At 28.8% G+C, this 21,932-nt stretch carries 24 protein-coding genes; 8 read left to right on the forward strand and 16 right to left on the reverse strand.

Features of this window, described 5'->3' with window-relative positions; all coding sequences use genetic code 11:
• Positions 1-95: 95 nt before the first annotated feature.
• From BUA92_RS23230 to BUA92_RS06610, 3 genes are all read right to left on the reverse strand, one after another.
• Positions 96-269 carry a hypothetical protein gene (locus tag BUA92_RS23230; RefSeq protein ID WP_021802943.1) on the reverse strand — a complete coding sequence of 58 codons (174 nt, stop codon included), beginning with the start codon at positions 267-269 and terminating at the stop codon, positions 96-98.
• A gap of 88 nt (positions 270-357) precedes the next feature.
• Positions 358-972 carry a ribonuclease H1 domain-containing protein gene (locus BUA92_RS06605; RefSeq protein WP_073017950.1) on the reverse strand — a complete coding sequence of 205 codons (615 nt, stop codon included), beginning with the start codon at positions 970-972 and terminating at the stop codon, positions 358-360.
• 13 nt (positions 973-985) lie between these two features.
• Positions 986-2,002 carry a YkvA family protein gene (locus BUA92_RS06610; RefSeq protein WP_073017951.1) on the reverse strand — a complete coding sequence of 339 codons (1,017 nt, stop codon included), beginning with the start codon at positions 2,000-2,002 and terminating at the stop codon, positions 986-988.
• Between the two features lie 168 nt (positions 2,003-2,170).
• Here BUA92_RS06610 and BUA92_RS06615 point away from each other — a divergent pair, with 168 nt between their 5' ends.
• Complete coding sequence (locus BUA92_RS06615; protein ID WP_073017952.1) at positions 2,171-3,904, forward strand: ATP-dependent metallopeptidase FtsH/Yme1/Tma family protein; 1,734 nt, start codon at positions 2,171-2,173, stop codon at positions 3,902-3,904.
• 168 nt (positions 3,905-4,072) lie between these two features.
• On the opposite strand, the gene BUA92_RS06620 is transcribed toward BUA92_RS06615, so the two are convergent.
• The 3 genes from BUA92_RS06620 to BUA92_RS06630 form a co-directional block, all read right to left on the reverse strand.
• Positions 4,073-4,993, reverse strand: coding sequence for a rhomboid family intramembrane serine protease (locus BUA92_RS06620; protein WP_073017953.1), 921 nt, complete (start codon positions 4,991-4,993; stop codon positions 4,073-4,075).
• A 123-nt stretch (positions 4,994-5,116) separates the two neighbouring features.
• A complete protein-coding gene (gene pepF / locus BUA92_RS06625; RefSeq protein WP_073017954.1) occupies positions 5,117-6,919 on the reverse strand; it encodes an oligoendopeptidase F in 1,803 nt (600 codons plus the stop codon).
• Positions 6,920-6,938: 19 nt separating this feature from the next.
• Positions 6,939-7,340, reverse strand: a complete 402-nt coding sequence (locus tag BUA92_RS06630; RefSeq protein WP_073017955.1) for a DUF6762 family protein — start codon at positions 7,338-7,340, stop codon at positions 6,939-6,941.
• Positions 7,341-7,503: 163 nt separating this feature from the next.
• Between BUA92_RS06630 and BUA92_RS06635 the strand changes: the two genes are divergently transcribed.
• Positions 7,504-7,923 (forward strand): hypothetical protein, encoded by a 420-nt coding sequence (locus BUA92_RS06635; RefSeq protein WP_073017956.1) that lies wholly within the window; start codon positions 7,504-7,506, stop codon positions 7,921-7,923.
• 76 nt (positions 7,924-7,999) lie between these two features.
• Positions 8,000-8,665, forward strand: a complete 666-nt coding sequence (locus BUA92_RS06640) for a metal ABC transporter ATP-binding protein (protein ID WP_073017958.1) — start codon at positions 8,000-8,002, stop codon at positions 8,663-8,665.
• A gap of 30 nt (positions 8,666-8,695) precedes the next feature.
• Here BUA92_RS06640 and BUA92_RS06645 read toward each other — a convergent pair whose 3' ends face one another.
• Positions 8,696-9,127 (reverse strand): Fur family transcriptional regulator, encoded by a 432-nt coding sequence (locus tag BUA92_RS06645; protein ID WP_073017961.1) that lies wholly within the window; start codon positions 9,125-9,127, stop codon positions 8,696-8,698.
• 77 nt (positions 9,128-9,204) lie between these two features.
• Complete coding sequence (locus BUA92_RS06650) at positions 9,205-9,753, reverse strand: manganese efflux pump MntP (RefSeq protein WP_073017963.1); 549 nt, start codon at positions 9,751-9,753, stop codon at positions 9,205-9,207.
• A gap of 274 nt (positions 9,754-10,027) precedes the next feature.
• Between BUA92_RS06650 and BUA92_RS06655 the strand changes: the two genes are divergently transcribed.
• Positions 10,028-11,248, forward strand: a complete 1,221-nt coding sequence (locus tag BUA92_RS06655; RefSeq protein ID WP_021802954.1) for a 6-phosphofructokinase — start codon at positions 10,028-10,030, stop codon at positions 11,246-11,248.
• Positions 11,249-11,284: 36 nt separating this feature from the next.
• Here BUA92_RS06655 and BUA92_RS06660 read toward each other — a convergent pair whose 3' ends face one another.
• The gene (locus BUA92_RS06660; RefSeq protein ID WP_242950083.1) at positions 11,285-12,583 is read right to left on the reverse strand and encodes an aminotransferase class V-fold PLP-dependent enzyme; all 1,299 of its coding nucleotides are present in this window, start codon (positions 12,581-12,583) and stop codon (positions 11,285-11,287) included.
• A gap of 121 nt (positions 12,584-12,704) precedes the next feature.
• Between BUA92_RS06660 and BUA92_RS06665 the strand changes: the two genes are divergently transcribed.
• Both BUA92_RS06665 and BUA92_RS06670 read left to right on the forward strand, forming a co-directional pair.
• The gene (locus BUA92_RS06665) at positions 12,705-13,130 is read left to right on the forward strand and encodes a hypothetical protein (protein WP_073017967.1); all 426 of its coding nucleotides are present in this window, start codon (positions 12,705-12,707) and stop codon (positions 13,128-13,130) included.
• 174 nt (positions 13,131-13,304) lie between these two features.
• Complete coding sequence (locus BUA92_RS06670; protein ID WP_073017970.1) at positions 13,305-15,227, forward strand: ABC-F family ATP-binding cassette domain-containing protein; 1,923 nt, start codon at positions 13,305-13,307, stop codon at positions 15,225-15,227.
• Between the two features lie 26 nt (positions 15,228-15,253).
• Here the strand turns inward: BUA92_RS06670 and BUA92_RS06675 are convergent, their stop codons facing one another.
• The 4 genes from BUA92_RS06675 to BUA92_RS06690 form a co-directional block, all read right to left on the reverse strand.
• Positions 15,254-15,853, reverse strand: coding sequence for a dUTP diphosphatase (locus BUA92_RS06675; protein WP_073017973.1), 600 nt, complete (start codon positions 15,851-15,853; stop codon positions 15,254-15,256).
• A gap of 114 nt (positions 15,854-15,967) precedes the next feature.
• On the reverse strand, positions 15,968-16,498 hold the full coding sequence (locus BUA92_RS06680; protein ID WP_021802958.1) for an MSCRAMM family protein: 531 nt from the start codon (positions 16,496-16,498) through the stop codon (positions 15,968-15,970).
• Positions 16,499-16,617: 119 nt separating this feature from the next.
• Entirely contained in the window at positions 16,618-16,884 is a 267-nt protein-coding gene (locus BUA92_RS06685; protein WP_073017976.1) for a hypothetical protein, read from the reverse strand.
• A gap of 85 nt (positions 16,885-16,969) precedes the next feature.
• Positions 16,970-18,838: a putative bifunctional diguanylate cyclase/phosphodiesterase gene (locus BUA92_RS06690; protein WP_083553432.1), complete on the reverse strand. Its 1,869-nt coding sequence runs from the start codon at positions 18,836-18,838 to the stop codon at positions 16,970-16,972.
• Between the two features lie 194 nt (positions 18,839-19,032).
• Between BUA92_RS06690 and BUA92_RS06695 the strand changes: the two genes are divergently transcribed.
• Positions 19,033-19,734, forward strand: coding sequence for a polysaccharide deacetylase family protein (locus tag BUA92_RS06695; RefSeq protein ID WP_242950084.1), 702 nt, complete (start codon positions 19,033-19,035; stop codon positions 19,732-19,734).
• A 24-nt stretch (positions 19,735-19,758) separates the two neighbouring features.
• Complete coding sequence (locus BUA92_RS06700) at positions 19,759-20,247, forward strand: amidase domain-containing protein (protein WP_073017980.1); 489 nt, start codon at positions 19,759-19,761, stop codon at positions 20,245-20,247.
• A gap of 49 nt (positions 20,248-20,296) precedes the next feature.
• Here BUA92_RS06700 and BUA92_RS06705 read toward each other — a convergent pair whose 3' ends face one another.
• From BUA92_RS06705 to BUA92_RS06715, 3 genes are all read right to left on the reverse strand, one after another.
• The gene (locus BUA92_RS06705) at positions 20,297-20,839 is read right to left on the reverse strand and encodes a hemerythrin domain-containing protein (protein ID WP_073017982.1); all 543 of its coding nucleotides are present in this window, start codon (positions 20,837-20,839) and stop codon (positions 20,297-20,299) included.
• A 9-nt stretch (positions 20,840-20,848) separates the two neighbouring features.
• A complete protein-coding gene (locus BUA92_RS06710; RefSeq protein WP_073017984.1) occupies positions 20,849-21,490 on the reverse strand; it encodes a hypothetical protein in 642 nt (213 codons plus the stop codon).
• 227 nt (positions 21,491-21,717) lie between these two features.
• A partial coding sequence (locus tag BUA92_RS06715) for a transposase (protein WP_175550868.1) occupies positions 21,718-21,932 on the reverse strand: 215 nt, incomplete at its 5' end.

Here is a 21,932-nt window from a genome sequence, read left to right on the forward strand (position 1 = left end):
ATAAAAAAATTACCTGTTAAAATTTAAATTTTCTACAAAATTCTATGAAAAAGATTTAATTCTGTCAAAAAAAAAGTTCGAGAGAATCTCTCGAACTATTTCATCCATCCCATCATGTCTCCGTAGGTATCGCCTGCCGCATTCATGACTTTTTTGCCAGCTTTTCTAAAAGCTTTTTGTGTTTTTCTATCTAGTTGTGGTAGGACCATCATACCGAAAGCTGCTCCTACTATTGCCCCTGTAGTTATTCCGCTCACAAATTTTCCCATACTACTGCACCTCACTGTAATATTTTATTTTTTTTTGTCGATTATAGTATATGCAGTAATAAATTTAATACTCACTGAAAATTTTGGATTAATTGTTGGTATTATCTAGTGCTTCCTTTGCAAGTTTATCTGCTAAATCATTATATTTATCGCCACTGTGCCCTTTGATTTTTTTAAAGTTCACCTGTATAAGGTGCATATTTTTTTTCATAAATTCATGATAATATTTAGTTAAATCCTTATTCCTCTGCCAAGTTCCTTTAGCCCAACATTCGATTCCTTGATAATCATAGCATATTGTAATTTCCTTATAATCATTGTTAATGGCATATTCAACTGCCTTCATGGAACCCATAACTTCTCCCGCAACATTTCTTAGAGAAATATCTTCTTTTTTATAACCTACACCCTTATCCTTATGAATTACTTCACCATCTTTTACAACTACTAATCCATAAGAATAATTATTTTTAGCTTCCATAAAGCTACCATCAACATATATAAAAACTCCATTTTCAGGCTCCTCACCCTCAACCTTATCCCCTAGATGAAGTGCTATAAAATTTTCTGCTTCTTTTCTATTTCCAAAACTTTTATATATAGCCCCTTTACAACCTATAACTTCTTTTTTACATTCATCCCAGCTCTCAAGAATAAGAGGTAAATTACTCTTACCTTGTGCTACAGCATAAAACTTTCCCATTTTATCCTCCTTACTAAGTCAAAGCCTCAACTACTGAATAAAATTTATCCAAGTTATTTGCTTTAGTAAATCTCTTTACGTACTCTAAAGCATTTTTCAAAACTATTATATTCTTTTCATTACCTGCCCAATTCTCTAATATAATCTCTAGTGGAACATCATTTATTAACTTATTTAATGCAAATAATACTACAGCCATATCATCTATACTTCCCACTATAGGTATTTTATCAAAAATAATATCTTTAGGAACAACAATATAACCAATTGATGCTGCAACTGCTATCTTTGTTTGATTATTAATTCTGTTGTCTTTCATAAGCCTTACTATTAATGCAAGTATATCTGGAACTAATAATATGTAATCCTCAACAGACTTAAACCTTTCAGGAATCTTATTCTCTACATAATCTCTTCCATCACTATAGTAATCCTTTGTCTTTTCTACTATAACTTCAGTAGAAACAACTTCCACTTTCTCTTCAATTTTCTCAATCTCTTCTAAAGTTGTTACTTCTTCTCTTACTTCAGATATTTCCTCTATAACTTCTGATTTCACTACAAGACTTTTATCCATTAACTTCTTTACTTCAATTTTTGAGTTATATAAATTTACTGCTAAGCTATCTTTATCTTGAACTATATTTAATGAACCTAATCTTAAGAATTTAAAATCTTTAATTAACTCATTTAAGTGTATAATTACAGTATCATTTTCAACTTCGATTCCTAACTTTTTAAAATCAGTAAGTATTTTTCTAAGGATCAACTTTCTTACTGGCTTTATTGCTGGAATTCCAAGAGCTTTTAATTCTGATAACTTTATAACTAAATCCTGCTCCCTTACTTCCACTATATTAAAGAAAATCGAAAATTTTATATTAAATAATTTTTTATATGTACCTTTTATTCCTATTTTATTATCTAGCTCTATTGAGTTTATAATCAATCCTTTTAAATCAATTACCTCTCTTAATAAATCTAACAAATCCTCTTTTGTAAGTTTTACTTTTACTTCTGATATGTTCATGGTTCCCCCTACAATTACACATTTTAACTTAATTAAGTATAACTCATATTTGGTCAATTATCCATAACTTACATTACCAAAACTTATGTAATTCATTAGACAATATCTATTAAAAATATATAATTTAAAGTATATAATCGTTAATATTCTAAAAACTGGGGGGCAATTATGAATAAACTAAAGAAGAAAATACTTATAATACCATTAATAACAGCCTTACTTTCTATAGTTTCTCTTATATATGTAGATTTAGGCTTTAACTCTTATGAAAAAAAATCCTATTTAAACTTTAAGGAAGACTTTCAAAGTAGAAATATTCAAAAAGTTGAATTAAATAACACAGATAATATCCTTGTAATTTTAAACTCTGGTGAAAAATATATAACAACTAACCCTCAAAGTCCTGATTTTCAGGAAGAACTTCTAAGTAACGGAGTTATAGTAAAAAGACAAAGTAGCACCCCCTTGGTTAAGACTATCCCTGCTTTAACTTTAGTTGCTTCAATACTTTTTATAGTATTATATTCTGTTAATACTAAGAGATTACCTATAGGATCTTCATTTTCTCCTGAAGATGTTTCAACTGATATGAAGACAAAATATGATTTTTCAAAAGTTGCTGGAAACGATGAAGCTAAAGAAAGTCTTCAAGATGTGGTAGATTTTCTAAAAAACCCTGACAAATATGCACGTTATGGAGCTAGAATTCCTAAAGGAGTCATTTTATATGGCGAACCCGGAACAGGCAAAACACTACTTGCAAAAGCAGTTGCTGGAGAAAGTAATGTTCCTTTTTATGCTATGAGCGGTTCAGACTTTATGCAAATGTATGTAGGTGTGGGCGCTTCAAGAGTACGTTCTGTATTTAAAAAAGCAAGGGATAAAGGAAAAGCTTTAATATTTATAGATGAGATTGATGCTATCGGTAAAAAAAGAGATGGTTCTAAAAACTCTTCTGGTACAGATGAAAGAGATCAAACATTAAACGCCTTATTAACTGAGATGTCTGGATTTACTGAAAAAGAAGGTATTGTAGTTATCGCTGCAACGAACAGATTAGATATATTAGATCCTGCACTATTAAGACCTGGAAGATTTGATAGACATATAGAAGTCTCTCTTCCAGATATAACTGCCAGAGAGCATATACTTAATCTACATCTAAAAAATAAACCTTATAAAGATTTAAATATTAAGGATATAGCTGAAAAAACAGCTTATTTTTCTGGTGCTAAACTTGAAAGTTTAACTAACGAAGCAGCTATATTAGCAGCAAAGGAAGAAACAGAATTTTTAACTAATGAGCATATAAATTCAGCTTACGATATAGTAATTGCAGGTTATGAGAAAAAAAATAGATCTCATATAACTGATTTAGAGAAAAAAATAACAGCTTATCACGAAGCTGGACATGCTCTTTGTTCTTTATTAAAAACGCCTGAAGATAAGGTATCAAAGGTTACTATTATCCCCACCACAAAAGGTGCCGGAGGATATACTTTAACAGTTCCTAAGGATAAAGCTTATCAAACTATTACAAATTTAAAAAATAAAATAATGGTTTTACTAGCTGGACGTGCTGCTGAAGAATTAATCTTTGGGAAAGATAATATTACTACAGGAGCATATGGAGATTTAAATTCATCAACTGAGATAGTTATGTCTATGATATCTGAGTATGGAATGGGACAAAACTTAGGCTTATTAAAAATGTCCTCTTTAGGTTCACTTTCTACTTCCTATGGAAATGTAGTAATTGAAGAAGCTAAAACCCTTTTAGAAGAGCTTTACGAGGATACAAAACTTTTACTTAATGAAAACATGGATCAGCTTGATAAGATAGCTAGAATGCTACTAAAAGAAGAAACTATTTACTACGATGATTTAGTTGCTATGGCTTAAATAAAATGCAGAAGAATTTTTGTACAGAGAGTTCTTCTGCATTTTTTACTTTTCTACCAAGTCTTTGCATGTTTCTTAGGAGAATTCTTTAATTCTTTACTTCTTCGGAACTTAAGTTCTTTACTTGTTTACTTCTTAAGTTCCTTGCTTCTTTGGTGCTTAAATTCTTTACTTCCTTGTTTGATTTTTATATAATGCAAACCCTAATAAAACACCAACAATTAATCCGCCTAAATGTCCTAAGTTGTCTATATTAGGAAGCATAAATCCTATTACTAGATTGGTTGCTATAACAGATATCAGATTCGTTAAATACCCTTTACCTATTCTACTTCTCTCTTTAAATGCAAAAGCAGCTATTGCTCCAAGCAACCCAAAAATAGCACCAGAAGCCCCTACTGAAAGTGACTGGCTATTTACCATAGATAAAGTTGAAGCGCCTACAGCACTTAATAAATACATAAGTAAATACTTTTTATTACCATATATCCTACTTACTTGGTTTCCAGCATAATATAGAGAATACATATTCACAGCTATGTGTACAATCCCTCCATGTAAAAAAGCTGATGTTATAAGTCTCCAATACTCTCCATAGTTTAATATTGCATAATTAAATTTGGCCCCCATTATATAAAGAACACTATAATCTATATTAACTATACTTTTTGAAAAATAAGCTGATATTAAAAACACTATAACATTAATTGCTATAAGTCCAAAGGTTATAGTAGAATTTTTATCTTCTGAATCTCGAGATGTTTTTTTATAAATAGAATCTATCATCTGTATAAACGGAGTCTCATTATTCCAAGCAGCTACTACTCTCTTTTCTTCTGGAGAAAAATATATATCTCCTTGTTTTAAAGGTTCTCCATCATAACTACCATATATAACTCTAATAAAAAAACCTTCCTCTACAGCTATTTCTAAATCCTTATAAGTTTTATCTACTACTCCTACAGCAAGTTCCCCATTATCAATTTTTAATTTCGCTACCCACTTTAAGTGTTCATTTTCAATCTCTTTTATGTAGAAATTATATTGGTTTACTAAAGTATCAAATAATCTTTTTTCAAAATTCTTCATCTAATAAATTCCTTTCAACTTCTTATAGACTGTTTTTACTTAACCCCATTCTATCATTAAATTAAGTTTATAGATATTTTTTATAAAAAACAAGTGCTGCAAATTATGCAGCACCTAAAATTCTTATTTGATTTCATTTTCAAGCATATCTAATAATTCTTTAAATCTTTCCATAGTAGCATCTATAGGTTCTGGTGTAGTCATATCAACTCCAGCTTTTTTAAGTATATTAATTGGATAATCTGAGCCACCGCTCTTTAAGAAGCCTATATACTTTTCTACTGCATCCTTTTCTCCATCTAGTATAGAATTAGCAAAAGCAGATGCCGCTGCATAACCTGTAGCATATTGATATACGTAGAAATCAGTATAGAAGTGCGGAATTCTACTCCATTCACTTTCTATTTCATTGTCAACCACCATATGCTCTCCGTGATATTTCTTATTTAAATCTAACCATATCTTATTAAGACTTTCTGAAGATAAAGGTTCTCCTTTTTCTATACTTTCATGAGTTATAAGCTCAAATTCTCCAAACATCAATTGTCTAAACACTGTTGTTCTTATTTGCTCAAGTTCTTGATTAATTAGATATAATTTTTTATTTTTATCAGTTTCTTTGTTTATAAGATGATGTATTAGTAAAGCTTCATTGGTAGTTGAAGCAACCTCTGCACAAAAAATTGTATATGAGGAGTAAAAGTGTGGTTGATATTTTCTTGAATAATATGAATGTATAGAGTGACCCATCTCATGAGCTAAAGTTGATACATCGTTAATGTCATAGTTATAGTTTAAAAGTACATAAGGCATTGTATCATATGCACCCCAAGAGTAAGCTCCGCCTCTTTTTCCTTTATTCTCATATACATCAATCCAGCCATTATTTATTCCTTCTTTAAAAATGCTTAAGTATTCTTCACCTAATGGTTTTAATCCTTCTAATATTATATCTATTCCAGCCTTATATTCTATGTGTTCCTTTGGAACCTCTATAGCAGGAACATATAAATCATACATATGCATTTCATCTAATCCAAGTAACTTCTTTTTAAGTCCTATATATCTATGAAGTAATGGTAAGTTCTTATTGATTGTATTTAGTGCATTATGATAAACCTCTAATGGAATGTCGTTAGGTTTTAGAGCATATTCTAAAGAATTTTTATAGTTTCTAGTTTTAGCTCCAAATATAAAGTTTTTTAATGATGCACTTAAACTTGTTGCTAAAGTGTTTTGAAGTCCTTTATATGAAGTATATAGAGTTTTAAAAGCACTTTCCCTTACTTCCCTATTTTTACTTCTAACGAAAGAAGAATAGTTACCTTCTGTTAACTCAACATCATGACCATCCTCATCTTTTATATTTCCAAAGGTCATATCTGCATTTGTAAGCATATTGTGGATATTATATGGCGCATCTAAACAATCTGAAACTGAAGCCATTAACTCTTCCATTTCCTTTGTAAGAGTATGTGGTTTCTCCTTAAGTATATCTTTAAATAAAAACTCATATACTTTTAGTTCTGGGATTTTATTTATTTCTCCCATTAAAAACTCTTCTGATAATTCTAATATCTCTGGTACAAAAAAAGCTCCATAACTACCAAGTTCTGAAAGATATGTATCTATCTTATCTTTTAAAACTTGAAACTCCGAATTAGCTGTATTTTCATCACTTCTTAAGTGAGCATAAATTAATAATTTCTCTGCTTTTCTAGATATTACTTCATTTAATTTTAAATATTCTAATATCTTTTCTCCCGTAGTTAACTTCCCAGAAAAATCTTTAAGTTTAATTCCCTCTTCCTTTAAAGATTTGAAGTCATTTTCCCAAGCAGTGGTATCTTCATAGACCTTTTCTATTTTCCATTTATATTCACTAGGAATTTCTTCTCTAAGTTTAACTTTTTTTGTTTCACTCATAAATTTCACCTCTTAGTTATTATTCTTCATATTCTGCTTTTTTATCTTGTATATTTTCAAAAACTTTTTCTATATTATCCTTAATTAAAGTACACAATTCATTTAATATAGCTCTTACTTCTTCATGCTCCTCATCAAAAGGAAATGATATCATCCAAGTTGGATTAAACTCATCATCAACTTCTTCAATGTCATATCCTAAGGTTTCAAAAGCCTCAACATCAAAAAGATCATATACTGCTGAGTATTCCCAATCCTCTACATCTTTATTTACCTGAAAATATAAGTTTACTTCTCCATCTATTACATATAGTTTATTAACATACACAGCACCTTCATTAACCGCATAACTTCCTATCTCTTTTATAAGGTGACCTGTATCTTTATCTTTTTCCATTAATACTAATGCCGAAAAATCCATCTTCAAATACCTACCTTTCACAAATGTTATGATTCTATTATATTGTTTTTTGCCACTTCTATGCAACAACTGTATTTTTATTTTACATTTTTTGGAATATTTAAGATTTATTCATTTATTTTTATTCCATTATTTGGTAATATATTAAAAGGAGGTGGATATTATGTTAAATTCTCAGGTTCAAGTCCAAAGAAAATATTCAAAAAAACTTAGAAAGAAAAAAAGGATTTATAAGTTTCATAAATATAAAAAAATTAGACTTCAAAGAAGATTATTAAAAATATTAATAACTTCAATAATGTTAATTACTCTATTTGTTACATTTAAAGCTTTATATATAAGAAGTAAATGCAAGGACATCTATTATTCTATAGATTACTATATGACATCCTCTTACTCTAAAGATAACAGGCTCCTACGAGTTAAGGAAATGAATGTACTTTATTCAGATGATAAAACTGCTGTTGTTATTGCCTCAGGTTTAGATGATAAATCACCTCATAAATATTTAACTTATCGAGTCTCTTTATCTAAAACTGAAAAAAAATACTGGAAATTAGAAAATATTGCTTCTGTGGATTAACTTTTTATTGTTGCAAACAATTCGCATTTAGTTATATAATTTAATATATAATTATAAATACAGGAGCTGATAAATTTTGCTAGAAGTTAAAGAACTTTTCTTTTCTTATACTGGAAAAGATCCTTATATATTAAATAACGTTAATCTTAATATTCCCCAAGGTGGATTTTTATCTATAATAGGTGAAAACGGTAGTGCAAAAACTACTTTACTCAAGTTAGTATTAGGACTACTAAAACCTATTAAAGGTATTATAAATACTTCTAATTACTCTGTAGGTTATGTTCCTCAGCGAATGGACAGCTTTAATAGCAGTTTCCCTATTACTGTAAAAGAACTATTAAAAGTTCACGCTAAAACTCTAGGTATTAAAGATAATAAAGCCATAGATGAAGTTTTAAGATATGTTAATATGACCGCTTTTAAAAATAGTCTCATAGGTTCCTTATCTGGAGGACAGCAACAAAGAATTTTTATAGGAAGAGCTTTATTAGGTAATCCAGGACTACTTGCACTAGATGAGCTTTCTTCAGGATTAGATGCTAAAACTCAACAAGAACTTTATGAACTACTTAGAACTTTGAATAAAGAAAAAGGGATTACAATTCTTTCTGTTGAACATAATATTTCTAAAGCTTTAGCTTATTCTACTCATATAATAAACGTTAAAGACTGCTGTGCTAATCTTTATACTATAAATGATTTTAAAAATACAATATATACTCAACAAGTACTTATATAATAGTTAAAGGCACAAAATAATTTTGTGCCTTTAGTTATGTTTTCCTTTATTGTTTTTATCATTACAGTCTTCACATATTCCTTTTAGGGTTATAGAATGATCTGTTATCTTAAAATTGGCTTCTGAGTTAATTAGTTCTTCTATTTGTTTAAATGGGCAATGAACTAATATTTCCTTATTACAAATTTCACATTTTAATCTATGTTTGTGATCATCCTTCTTTAATGAAAAACCATTAACACCTTCTGGAAGGAACACTTTGTCTACAATATTTTTTTCCTCAAATAATTCTAGACTTCTATATATAGTCGATATGTTTACATCTTTATTATGCTCACAAAATATAGAGTAGATATGTTCTGCTGTCATACTTTTTTGGCATTCTTGTAGTATTTTTAAAATATCTATTCTAGCTCTAGTAACTTTTATTTTTTTATCTTTTAACAAATTCTCCCAATTCATACGTTCCCTCTATTGTTACTTTTCTTTTCATTATATCATAAGTATATGTCATTGTATTCAAATTTTTATTATTATGATTACATATTAAACATCATTTTCATTCCAAAAAACATTAATATTATTCCACCTAAATAATCTGCATATTTAGCTACAAAGCTTATCCTTTTAGCATATCTAGATAAGTAAAAAGAAAAGAGACAAAGTATTAATGTTACCCCACCTATAACTAGTGTATCCATAAGTATAAGCACAGGATTTATTATATCATGTAGTGCTGTGAATCCTACTACTAATGCATCTATACTTACAGACAGTCCTAATATTATATACATTTTAGGATTTAATAAAATACACTCATCCTTACTTTCCATTCCCTCCTTTATCATCATAACACCAACTATTGCGATAACCCCTCCTCCTAATATATTAGGTATGTCTGCTACATAATTATTGAAGAAGTATCCCCCTACAGCTCCCATTAATGATAATAAAAACTGAAACACTCCAAATGATAATGCAAAATAAAATTTATTTTTTCTTTTTACTGCGCAATTTATACCTATACTAAGAGAAACTCCAAACGCATCCATTGCTAAAGCTAATGCAATAATTAAAACCTTCTCCATTTCCGTCTAATCTCCTCATTAATACTATCTTTATATAATATTTCACATTAACATAATTATTCTCGAAATTTTTAATATTTTTAATTTCTATTAATTTTATATAGTATAGCACATTTAGTTCTTTTTCTTATATTAACTATGTAAATTCTGAGTTTTTTCAACAAAATTCCTTTGACATATTATAATAATACATATATCATATAATAGGATAACATTTAAAAGAAATAGTATAGCACATTTAGAGTGATATACCATTTAATATAGGGAGGAAAAAATGGCTAATTGTATTATTGCACAATCTGGCGGACCAACGTCAGTAATAAATTCTAGTGTTGTAGGTTTAGTTGAAGCAAACCATAATTTAAATGCATTTGATACTGTTTATGGAGGACTACATGGAATTGAAGGTATCTTAAATAAAAAATTTATTAACTTAAGTGATGTATCACAAAGTAAATTAGATATATTTAAGTACACCCCATCTTCTGGCTTAGGTTCTTGTAGATATAAATTAAAAAGTCACACAGAATCCCTTGAAGAATATGAAAAATTAATGGAAATATTTAAAGAATTAGATATAAAGGCCTTTTTCTACGTAGGTGGAAATGATTCTATGGACACAATTTCAAAATTAAGTGCCTATGGAAAAGAATATAATATAGATATAAAGTTTATAGGTATTCCTAAAACTATAGATAATGATTTAATGTATACTGATCATACCCCTGGATTTGGTTCTGCTGCAAAATTTATTTCTACTACAGTTTTAGAAACTAATTATGATGCTTCTGTTTATATGAATAACGGAATATTCATTTTAGAAACTATGGGAAGAGATACTGGATGGCTAGCTGCTTCTGCTGCTTTAGCTAAAGAGAATGGTTCTTCAGCTGCTGATTTTATATATTTACCTGAAAAACCTTTCGTTGTAGGAAAATTTCTAGAAGATGTTAACACTCGTTTTAAGGAAAAGAACAGAGTTTATGTGGTTGCATCCGAAGGTTTAATAAATGAACAAGGTGACTTTTTAGCTCAAATTAACCCACTTGGCTTACATGATAACTTTGGACATGCTCAGTTAGGTGGTGTAGGAAATTACTTAAAATCCACCATTGTTGATGCTGGTATAACAACTAGAGTTAAAGCATTAGAGCTTGGAATACTTCAAAGATGTTCTATGCATTCAGCTTCTGACCTTGATATTGACGAAGCTTACCAAGTAGGCTATGATGCATTAAAGTATGCTCTAGAGGGCTTAACAGGTATGATGGTTGCTATAAAAAGAGAGTCTAATACTCCTTACGAATACTCAACTTTCCCTATAGAGACTACTAAAGTTGCTAATAAAGTTAAGTATTTCCCAAGTGAATGGATCAATGAGGCTGGAAATCATGTAACTGAAAAAGCCCTAGATTATTTAAATCCTTTGATTTCAGGTAATCCTTCTTTACACTTTGAGAATAGTCTTCCAAAGTATAAAGCTTTTAACAAATAAACCCACTTTAAAAGGTGATGGATTAATCCATCACCTTTACCTATAATTTTTTGCAATATACTCTAGTGTATTTAAAAACCTCCATACTTCATCTAAGGTATTATAAACTCCAAAGCTTACTCTTACCATACCTTCCTTTATTCTATGAGGATTTCTAAAATGTTCTTCAATAGTTTCATTATCTATATTTAATAATCTTTGAACATATGGCTGAGCGCAAAAACATCCATTTCTGACACTAATTCCTCCAAGCTCAGATAAAAGACTAGCTACGTGCCCATGCCATAAACCTCTTACATTAAAAGCCCCTATTCCTAATCTATTGCCATCATAATATGGATATCCATATATATCAATATTACCAATATTATTTAATCCTCTTAATAGTTCTCTTGTTAGCCACTCTTCTCTTTTTTCTATTGTCCTGTAACTGATTTTATTAATTTCATCAATTGCAGCAAGTAAAGCTATTACACCTAAAAGATTTGGAGTTCCAGCTTCATCTCTACTAGATCCTTCCCCCCAAATAACATTATCATCAGTTACAAAATTTACAGTTCCACCACCCTTATAATCAGGCTCTCCATGTATAAGCCCTTCCTTCAAAGCTACAATAACGCCTATTCCAAAAGGTGCATACATTTTATGAGCTGAAAATACCAAGTAATCTATCTCTTCCCCAGGCTCTAACCCTGCCATATTAACTTTTTCATGCGGAATAAGTTGAGCTCCATCAACTATAATTTTTCCACCGTATTTGTGAACTAATTTAGCTATCTTATTAACCGGATTTACATATCCAGTTACATTTGATGCTCCAGTAATAGTTAAATATTTAAATTGTCCTTCATTTTCTTTAAGCTTTTTTTCTATATCATCTACTGATAATCTTCCGTATTCATCCACCTCAATATAATCTAATCTGCATTTTCCTCTCCATGGCAAATCATTTGAATGATGTTCCATTCTAGTGCTTATAACTAAATCATTTGGGGAAGTTATCAATCTATTTGATAACTTATTTAGTCCTTCTGTTGCATTTTTTACATATATTACTTCATAATCTGTCCTACCTGATAAAGAAAATAATTCAAGAATTTTTTCTCGAGACTTTTCATATATATCTGTGCTTACTTTAGATTTAAACCCTTCCCCTCTAGAAACGCTTCCGTAATAAGGTATAAAATTATTTACACTTTCTAGAACTTTTTTAAAAGCAGGAGTGGTAGCTGCATTATCAAAATTTATTGATTTTGTGAATTTTCCATTGTTTATTCTTACAGTTTCCTCTATACCAATAAAGGTTTCTCTTATTCTTTTATCTTCAGGATACATGCTCATTACCTCCTTATAAACATCATATTCTTATGAAAAACTTTTGTTGAATTAAAAGTTCTAATAAATAAATTAATTTCATAATCTTTAATAATAAAATAAGTTTCTAAGGAGGTATACAATGGTTCCAGCAGATAAATATATGAGTGATGACCTTGTTTTTGAAGTGTTTAGAGATCCATTAAGTTTAATGATGTTTTCCAAAGGGTTTTCTTCTACCATAACAAAATCTAAAGATTTAATAGGAGAGTTTAATGGCAAAGTATTCTCAAGCTCTGCCCCAAATACTATAGTAACTGATATTCCTAATACTTTTTCATTAATAAGAAGTTTAGATGAAGATGATGACTTAGATTTCCGTCAAGATAACTCAAAAGAAACTGATACAGTTTTTGATATAATAGAAAATGACTATCAAAGTATTATTTCTAATTTTAGATCCTATAAAATGCCTGATCATATGATTAAGTTATTTACTAAAAAAATAATTTCAATAACATTAGAACATCATAATAAATCACTTATTAATTATTTTGAAGAAAAATAAACATAGAAATAAACTTCTAAGAACATAATAAAGTTTTTTATAAATTAAGCACCCAATATTCTTTTTATTGGATGCTTAATTTTTTTATCTACTAATATTGTGTTGTTTGATTAAATCATGTGAGGATAGTATAATGGTATAAGTATTTTTATTTTCCATAAAGGAGTATTAACTATGATTATTTTAGGTTGTAAAAATCTTGAAAAAAGTTATGGAACGAAGGTTGTTTTAAAAAAAATAAGTTTTTCTATAAATGAAGGGGATAAAATAGGTATTATAGGTGGAAATGGTGAAGGTAAATCTACTCTATTTAAGATTTTAACTGGTCAACTTTCTGCCGATTCAGGTGATGTGTTTTTAGATAAAAATAAAACCCTTGGTTATCTCTCTCAGCATCTAGAACTTTCTGAAGAAAACACAATTTATGATGAGACTTTAACAGTTTTTCAAGAACTATTAAATATAGAAGAAAGACTTTTAACCTTAGAAGAAAGGCTAAAAGAACCCTATGATGAATCTAACTCTTCTTATCATGACAAATTAATTAATGACTATACAACTCTACAAGATATTTATTCTCACAGAGGTGGATATACATACAAGGGTGAAATCTCGAGAATTTTAAAAGGATTAGGCTTTACAGAAAATGATTTTAATAAATATATATCTACTTTAAGTGGGGGACAAAAGACTAGAATTGCTTTAGTAAAACTGCTTTTAAGAAACCCAGACATATTACTCTTAGATGAACCTACAAATCATTTAGATTTAGATGCAATAGAATGGTTAGAAGAATACCTATCTACATATAAAGGCACTATTTTAGTTATATCCCATGATAGATTCTTTTTAGATAAAGTAACTGCTTCCACCTTTGAAGTAATTCAGGGCACTATATATTGCTATAATGCATCCTATACTAAGTTTTTAGAACTTAGAAAAAAAGATCAAGAAGCTAGAGCCAAAGCCTATAATCTTCAACAAGCAGAAATTAAAAGACAAAAAGAAATAATAGATAGATTTCGTTCTTTTAATAGAGAGAAAAGCATAAGAGCTGCTGAAAGTAGAGAAAAAGCTTTAGATAAGATCGAACTACTTGATGCTCCTGAAAAAGAAAAAGAAGCATCTAAAATTAGTTTTGAGACTAAAGTAAAAAGTGGTAATGATGTACTACATATAGAAAACTTGAAAAAAGCTTATGGTGATAAGGTTTTGTTCAATAACCTTTCAATGGATTTAAGAAGAGGAGATAAAGTTGCTTTAATCGGAGAAAATGGAAGAGGTAAAACTACTTTATTTAAGATAATCTTAGAGAAAATAAAAGCTGACACTGGAGTTAAAGTAATAGGTAGGAATGTAGATATTGGATATTATGATCAAGAACAATCCGACCTTAACCTTGATAATACAATTTTAGATGAAGTATGGAGTGAATTTCCAGAGCTTACTACTTCGGAAGTAAGAGGCGCTTTAGCTGCATTCCTTTTTAAAGGAGAGGATGCCTTTAAAAAAATCCATCTATTAAGTGGTGGAGAAAAATGTAGAATTAATTTACTTAAACTTATGCTAGCTAAGGACAATTTCCTTCTTCTAGATGAACCTACCAATCATTTAGACATAGTTTCTAGAGAGGCCTTAGAAGATGCTATCTTAACCTATGATGGTACTCTTATGGTTATATCTCATGACAGATATTTCTTAAATAAAGTCATAACTAAAATTTATGAGTTGAAGGAAGATGGAATAAAGGAGTATTTGGGTAACTATACTTATTATAGCGAAAAGAAAAGTAATCCTAATAGATTTGAGTCTATACTTGAAGATTCTCAAGGAAAAACTAAAACCCAAATAAGAGAAGAAAGAAAAAAGAAAAAGGAAATAGAAAAAGAATCTAAAGCTATAAAAGTAAGACTGCAGACCATTGAAAAAGAAATAAGTCAAGCTGAGGAATTGCTATTAGCTTTACAGGAAAAGCAATGTTTACCTGAAGTGTTTTCTAATGGTGATGAAATTGTAAAAATCAATAAAGAAATTTCTGAAACTCAAGATAAGATATCCTCTCTTTATGAGGAATGGGAAACTCTTGTAGAAGATTAGAAAAGCAGGATATATTCCTGCTTTCTTTATATTCCAGTATGTCCAAAACCGCCACCACGATTTTCACCTATAGCTTTAGGGTTTTCATGCTCTATAAAATTAGCTCTCTTATATTTACAGAAAATCATCTGAGCAATTCTTTCTCCCTTTTTTATGTATATACTTCCATAAGGATTATCATTTTTATCTAAATAAATTTTGTTATTTAAAATACTACAATTGCTATTACTCTTAACTATCTCTGATAAACTTACTTCTCGATATTCTTTCTCTAAAACCTCTATTAATTCAGGAGATTTCATTATTTCATAAGGCAAGTTTTCTATACTATAGTTATTTTCTATTATTACCCCAACATTATCTCTATAATCAGCATCTATAGTTCCAGGTGAGTTAGGAATCCTAAGTGTTGTTTTTAATGATAACCCGCTTCTTGGCCTCACTTGCGCTTCACAATCCTCTGGTATTGCCATAATAAAATCCAGTGATAACACCTTAATTTCTCCTGGTCTTATTACTAAGTCACTAGCTGCATATAAATCACAACCTGCTGCATTAATAGACCCATATTTAGGTATAACCCCATTCTCTCCTAGCTTAATATATACATCAATATTATTTTCCATATCATATACCTCTTTTCATTAAAATACATATAAAATTGTATATTAAAAAAGCTTTTTATTCAATAAAATAAGCACAGTTTAAAACTGCGCTTATTTCAATATAGTATAAAATTATTACCAGAAGAAGCCAAATCCACAGAAGCCAAATAAAAGTATTAATGCTAGCCATCCTAAACCGTCATCACAGTTATTATTACAATTACATCTGTGTCTATTTATTACTGATGGGTTAAGTCTATTTACTACTGTAATAGTTGAATTTCTTGTATTTCCATCTATATTTACTTCATTCCAAGGAATATAGCATGGTTTTTGGAAATAGTTTCTATCAATTATTTGGATAACTCTATATGATCCTTCTTCTAAATTATTAAAAACTACTTTCCCTTGACAATCTGTTACTTCACATTGAACTAATTTAGGGCAATCTCCAAGCCTATAAAGATTTACTTTAACGCCTTCTAAAGGTTCTCCATCTTGAGTTCCAAGTTTAGAAAATACAGTTATAGTTCCTCTTCTTGTTGGTGGAACTGGGCATGGATTTGGTATTGTATCATTTGTGTCCTCACAGCTATTAACTGTTTCCTCACATGGACTGTATCCATCGTATATATTATAGTATCCGTCTTGATGATTGTGACTCATTTTAATTCCTCCTTAGGTTTACTTTCCCTACATATTATGATTAAACTACAGCTTTGGTGTCTAAAATTGGCGATAAAAAAATGCCGTACTATATAAAAGTACAGCATTTTTTTATTTAATTATTTCTTTATTTCTTCATACTCTACGTCAACAACATCCCCATCTTCATTATGTTGAATGTCATTAGCTTGATTACTATTATATCTATAGTTACTTGAATTTCTTTCTCTCTTACTATATTTCTTTCCTTTTATAAGTCTATATAACCATAAAACAGCTATAATAATGATTATGTATGGAAGTAAGAAAGCTACAATGTTTATTACTCCTAATATTACAACTATAGTTAGTATTATATAGACAATATTACTAAAACCTCTTCCCATATAGATCATCCTTTTCTTATTATTTATATAATTATTATATCACATTTCATGGTTTTTAAAAACCTTTATCTACATGGTACTTTATTTATTCAGCTACTCCAACTACACCTTCTCTTAGCATAAACAAAGCTTTATTATACATTTGTGGTTTAGAGAAAAAATATCCTTGTATAATATCACATTTGCAATCTTTAAGGAATTCTAACTGCTCTTTTGTTTCTACTCCTTCTGCGACTACCTTTATTTCTAAATCGTGAGAAAGATTTATTATGGTTCTTATGATATATTCGCTTTTTTTATCTACTCCAATTCCCACTATAAAAGATCTATCTATCTTCAAGATATCTATAGGAAGTATATTTAAATAATTTAATGAGGAATATCCTGTTCCAAAATCATCTAGAGCTATAGAGAAACCTCTTTCTTTTAATCTCTCGAGAATAGTTACATTTCTTTCAGCCGATTGAATTAATACCGTTTCTGTTATTTCAAATTCTATATAAGAAGGATCTATATCCCACTTACTAGCTTCAAGATTTATAAATTCTAATAATGACTCGTCTCTTAATTGAACTTCTGATAAATTTATTGATAGCTTAAATTTTTTATTGGTTTCATTTATCATGGTTCTACATCTTTCCATGGCTTCTTTTATAATATACTTCCCTAATTCAATAATTATACTGGAACTTTCAGCTATTGGTATAAACTCAGCTGGAGAAACTACTCCTAATTCTTCGCTATTCCATCTTACTAAACATTCAAAACCTTCTATACTCTCATCATTACTTCTAACTTTAGGTTGCATTACTAAATACAATTCTTTATTTTTTATTGCATTTCTCAAACCTTTTTCAATTAAATATTGCCTGTTTATAGAGTTGAGTATGTCCATATTGAAGTATCTATATGTGTTTTTACCTTCATTTTTAGCACTATACATAGCCACATCTACCCTCTTTAATAAGGTTTCTAAATCCTCACCATCTTTAGGATATAACGCTACTCCCATGCTAATAGTTGTGTAAATCTCTTTATCTCCGACTCTTATACAATTCCCTAAATCCTCTATTAATTTTTTCAAATAAGTATTTAATAAATTTAAGTCTAAAATATTTCTTTTTAATATTATAAATTCATCTCCGGCATAACGTGATACAAAACTATCAGCATCTCCATTTTCTTTTAATAAACTTCCTATTTTTCTCAGTACTTTATTTCCAATTTCGCTTCCAAATGCATCATTAATATACTTAAAATTATCTATGTCTATAAATATTAATGCTATATTTTCGTAAGTATCTTTTATCTCCATAATAATACTATTAGCTTTTTGTTTGAAATGATGTCTATTTGGTAAACCTGTTATTTCATCATGTAGTTTTATATATTCTATCTTGGTTTCTTGCTCTTTTTCATGGGTTATATCAAAAATAACCACACTTATATGATATTCACCATGACTATTCTTTTGGCCTTTGCCTTTTATGGATAAATATTTCTTTTTGTTATCTTTAGTATATAACTCACTAAACAAGCTAAATTCTTCTTGTTTTTTATATAAAATATAATCATCTAAAACGTACTGCAAAGCTTCTTTATACTCATCTGAAAACATTGATAATAAAGTTTTATAATTTATATCCTCACTAATAAGCCATTCTTTCTTTATAATTTCTGAAATATATAATACTTTATTTGATTCATAAACCTCTATTAACATTGCATTTAAAGAATCTAGGGTTGTCTTAAACCTATAATAATATTGATCTTTCTCATTATTTAAATTATAAGTTTTTTTCACTAACAATTTATATATTTCGAAAAATACAAACCCTAAAATCACTATCATTAATATGCTATTAAACATACTATTTTTATAAATATAAGTTATTATAATAGAAAATAATATACAAAAACCTATAAATGCACTTCTAAAATTAATTCTACCCACGTAAGCACCACCAATTGCATTTATTCTTTATTACTCTAATTAATATTTCGTTACTTTTTATAATTTCTAAAGTGTCTATATTGTTTTATTATAAATTAATATTAAAACTTCTTATAGTTTTATTTACTAATTTTAATATTTAATATTTTTTATTCAATAGTACATACTATAAAAATGAAATGGAGGTAATTGAGATGTCAAAAATAAAGTTTCTAATATTATTCATAGTTGCTCTACTTTTAAATTCTAATATAGTATTTGCAGAAGAATTATCCAAAGAAAATCCTCAAAAAACCATATACTTAACATTTGATGATGGCCCTACTAAACTATCGAATGATATCTTAAACATTTTAAAAGAAGAAAATGTTAAAGCTACCTTCTTTGTTATCGGAGAACAAATTAAAGACAATAAAGAAACCCTCATACGTATGAACAACGATGGTCATAGTATAGGTTTACACTCTTATACTCATAAAAGAGAAAACCTTTATTTAAGTAAAGCTTCTTTTTTATCAGAAATGAAAAAAACTCAGTCTGAAATCAAGGACTTAATAGGTCTAGAAACAAATATATTAAGATTTCCTTTTGGTTGCAATAATATTAGCTATAAAATTAATAATTCTATGGTTGAATTATTACATGAAGAAAACTTAAAAATTTATGACTGGACTCAAGATAGTGGAGATGGCGCTAATTATAATCTTGAACCAAATAAAATATTTAAAAATTCAATTAGTGAAAAAGATTCAATAATTTTATTACTCCATTGTAGTAATAAACATAAAAATACAGTAAAAGCACTTCCTTATATTATTAAATACTATAAAGAAAAGGGATATACTTTCAAAACTATAGATGAACAAACCAAAGAACAGTTCCATATAATTAAATAAATCAATAAATTGAGTGTTATTTAAATGAAGGAATTAAGTAGAAATAAAATGGTAGATTACGCATATAAATATGCTTTAATTCCAAATGATAAATATGTTTATTTAGGGTCTAAAAGCACAGGTGGAAATGATTGTTCCAATTTTATATCTCAGATAATACATTTTGCTGGTGCTCCTATGAGATATATTTCTCCTTATTGGTACTATAAATCTGATAAAGATTATTCAGTTTCGTGGTCTACTGCACACAGTCTATTTTGGCTTTTAAGAGAGAATTTAGAGTATTTACACCAAGGTCCTAAAGGAGTACTTATTAATGATGATTCAATAGAAATTGGGGATTTAGTATTTTTCCAACACAAAAACGGACATGTTTTCCATTCGGCTATAATTACATCTTTCACAACTAGACGAGAACCTCTAATAACACAACATAGTATTGATGCTATTAACAAAAAAATTAATCCAGAATATTTTTTATTAAATATGTATTTTATGAGAATATATATCTAATAAATTAAAGGTAGATTAAAAGATTTCTTGATCTTTTAATCTACCTTTTTTAAGATAATTTTTCAATTAACTTAATATATTTATCCTGTGTGCCATTATTTTTAGCATTTTCTTCAAACTCTAAAGATTCTTTATTTAATTTATCTAAAGTATCATTAGATAAATTGTTTATAGCGTATTTATATAATATGTTATCCTCTTTATCAATATGCCTTTGTAAAAGATGTGTGTATGATATAGCATTAGCTATTATATCAAGTTTAGCATCTTCGTCACCATCTTTGTATCTCTTAAGTGCCTCTTCTAAATCTCTAACATACATTCTTCCCATATCATGCTCTACTAACATACCATATCTAATTGTTTTTTTAATAGCTTCCACACATTCTTCTTCCATCTTATTAAATAACATTTCTTCTTCTTTTCCGTGATGATGTTTATCTGCATAGTTTCTAATAAAATCTATTATTTCATTAAATACATCTAAATCAAAATCATCATTATTTAAAAGCATGCTACAATACTTTCTTGTTATAACAAGCATCTTTTTGATATTTTTATGTTCATCTACCATAATATCAATTGCATTCATACTTATCACCTATCTTCTATAAATTTCTCTTACATTGTCAGCTGTCTTTCTAAATCCAAAAGCTTCATTTAATCCACTTACAAAAGCTTCTATCCAGAAATCTCTTGCATCATAAAACCATTGCACATTTCCACCTTCTGCATTCCAATAATCTTCATGAACATCTAGAGTTGTTTCCCATGATAGTTTTACTTCTGAGTTTTCTAATATTTCATTAGCTCTATCACAAGGCATTCCATCTAAAATATAGTTATTTAATGCTGTAAATATTTCTGCTGGGTCTTCTACACTAGTCCCACTTTCTAAATATTCTTTAGCTGCTTTATCACCTTGTTCTTTATACGTTACTTTTATGGAATCTAGGAACCCTTCCCCTAATTCATTTACTCCCTTAGTAATAAAAGCCGCCTGTCTTCCTTCTGCTGAAGCTATTTTCCCTTGTAACCAGCCATGAATATTAGATGTATCTATCATATCTTCTAAAGGTTTATCTTCTGTTGGTTTTCCATATTTGTTATATATATTTTCTCTCCAACTATTTAAAGGAAGTTTTTTTTCTTCTATTACCTTTTCTACTTCTTTTTCTAAACCTTCAAACCAGACTATTTTATTAAATAACCAAAAATGAACTTTTCCTAAAAATAAACTCATTCTATTCAACCTCTTTCCTTGACTTCTTTAATCATAGTATAATTCATTCTCAAATTTTTATCAGTAACATAGGTTACAAACAAAAATTGCTTTTCAAGTCAAGTACCACCGGCTCAGCCGGAGGCTTGATTAAGCCCTATAAGGGCATGATACTGGCGGCGCTACTCGCGCTCTGAAAAACCGCCAATCGCAAAACTTTTTCAGCGGCCACCTATAAGGTGGCTATTTTATTTGCTTACTTTTGCTTGCTCTCCCGTAAACGGGTCGATATATTCTTTCATACTTATTTGCTCTGCTAACTGATCTTCTTGTAACTGATTTTGTATATATTTTGTTATCGCATTTTTATTTCTTCCAACTGTATCTATATAATATCCTCTGCACCAAAAGTGTCTATTCCCATATTTATATTTTAGATTTGCAAATCTATCAAATATCATTA

Source organism: Clostridium intestinale DSM 6191 (assembly GCF_900130055.1).
GTDB lineage: Bacteria > Bacillota > Clostridia > Clostridiales > Clostridiaceae > Clostridium_T > Clostridium_T intestinale.

Coding starts and splice junctions, on each gene's coding strand:
- BUA92_RS23230 (WP_021802943.1), bottom strand. CDS start 269: ATGGGAAAATTTGTGAGCGGAATAACTACAGGGGCAATAGTAGGAGCA.
- BUA92_RS06605 (WP_073017950.1), bottom strand. CDS start 972: ATGGGAAAGTTTTATGCTGTAGCACAAGGTAAGAGTAATTTACCTCTT.
- BUA92_RS06610 (WP_073017951.1), bottom strand. CDS start 2,002: ATGAACATATCAGAAGTAAAAGTAAAACTTACAAAAGAGGATTTGTTA.
- BUA92_RS06615 (WP_073017952.1), top strand. CDS start 2,171: ATGAATAAACTAAAGAAGAAAATACTTATAATACCATTAATAACAGCC.
- BUA92_RS06620 (WP_073017953.1), bottom strand. CDS start 4,993: ATGAAGAATTTTGAAAAAAGATTATTTGATACTTTAGTAAACCAATAT.
- pepF (WP_073017954.1), bottom strand. CDS start 6,919: ATGAGTGAAACAAAAAAAGTTAAACTTAGAGAAGAAATTCCTAGTGAA.
- BUA92_RS06630 (WP_073017955.1), bottom strand. CDS start 7,340: ATGGATTTTTCGGCATTAGTATTAATGGAAAAAGATAAAGATACAGGT.
- BUA92_RS06635 (WP_073017956.1), top strand. CDS start 7,504: ATGTTAAATTCTCAGGTTCAAGTCCAAAGAAAATATTCAAAAAAACTT.
- BUA92_RS06645 (WP_073017961.1), bottom strand. CDS start 9,127: ATGAATTGGGAGAATTTGTTAAAAGATAAAAAAATAAAAGTTACTAGA.
- BUA92_RS06650 (WP_073017963.1), bottom strand. CDS start 9,753: ATGGAGAAGGTTTTAATTATTGCATTAGCTTTAGCAATGGATGCGTTT.
- BUA92_RS06655 (WP_021802954.1), top strand. CDS start 10,028: ATGGCTAATTGTATTATTGCACAATCTGGCGGACCAACGTCAGTAATA.
- BUA92_RS06660 (WP_242950083.1), bottom strand. CDS start 12,583: ATGTATCCTGAAGATAAAAGAATAAGAGAAACCTTTATTGGTATAGAG.
- BUA92_RS06665 (WP_073017967.1), top strand. CDS start 12,705: ATGGTTCCAGCAGATAAATATATGAGTGATGACCTTGTTTTTGAAGTG.
- BUA92_RS06670 (WP_073017970.1), top strand. CDS start 13,305: ATGATTATTTTAGGTTGTAAAAATCTTGAAAAAAGTTATGGAACGAAG.
- BUA92_RS06675 (WP_073017973.1), bottom strand. CDS start 15,853: ATGGAAAATAATATTGATGTATATATTAAGCTAGGAGAGAATGGGGTT.
- BUA92_RS06680 (WP_021802958.1), bottom strand. CDS start 16,498: ATGAGTCACAATCATCAAGACGGATACTATAATATATACGATGGATAC.
- BUA92_RS06685 (WP_073017976.1), bottom strand. CDS start 16,884: ATGGGAAGAGGTTTTAGTAATATTGTCTATATAATACTAACTATAGTT.
- BUA92_RS06695 (WP_242950084.1), top strand. CDS start 19,033: ATGTCAAAAATAAAGTTTCTAATATTATTCATAGTTGCTCTACTTTTA.
- BUA92_RS06700 (WP_073017980.1), top strand. CDS start 19,759: ATGAAGGAATTAAGTAGAAATAAAATGGTAGATTACGCATATAAATAT.
- BUA92_RS06705 (WP_073017982.1), bottom strand. CDS start 20,839: ATGAATGCAATTGATATTATGGTAGATGAACATAAAAATATCAAAAAG.
- BUA92_RS06710 (WP_073017984.1), bottom strand. CDS start 21,490: ATGAGTTTATTTTTAGGAAAAGTTCATTTTTGGTTATTTAATAAAATA.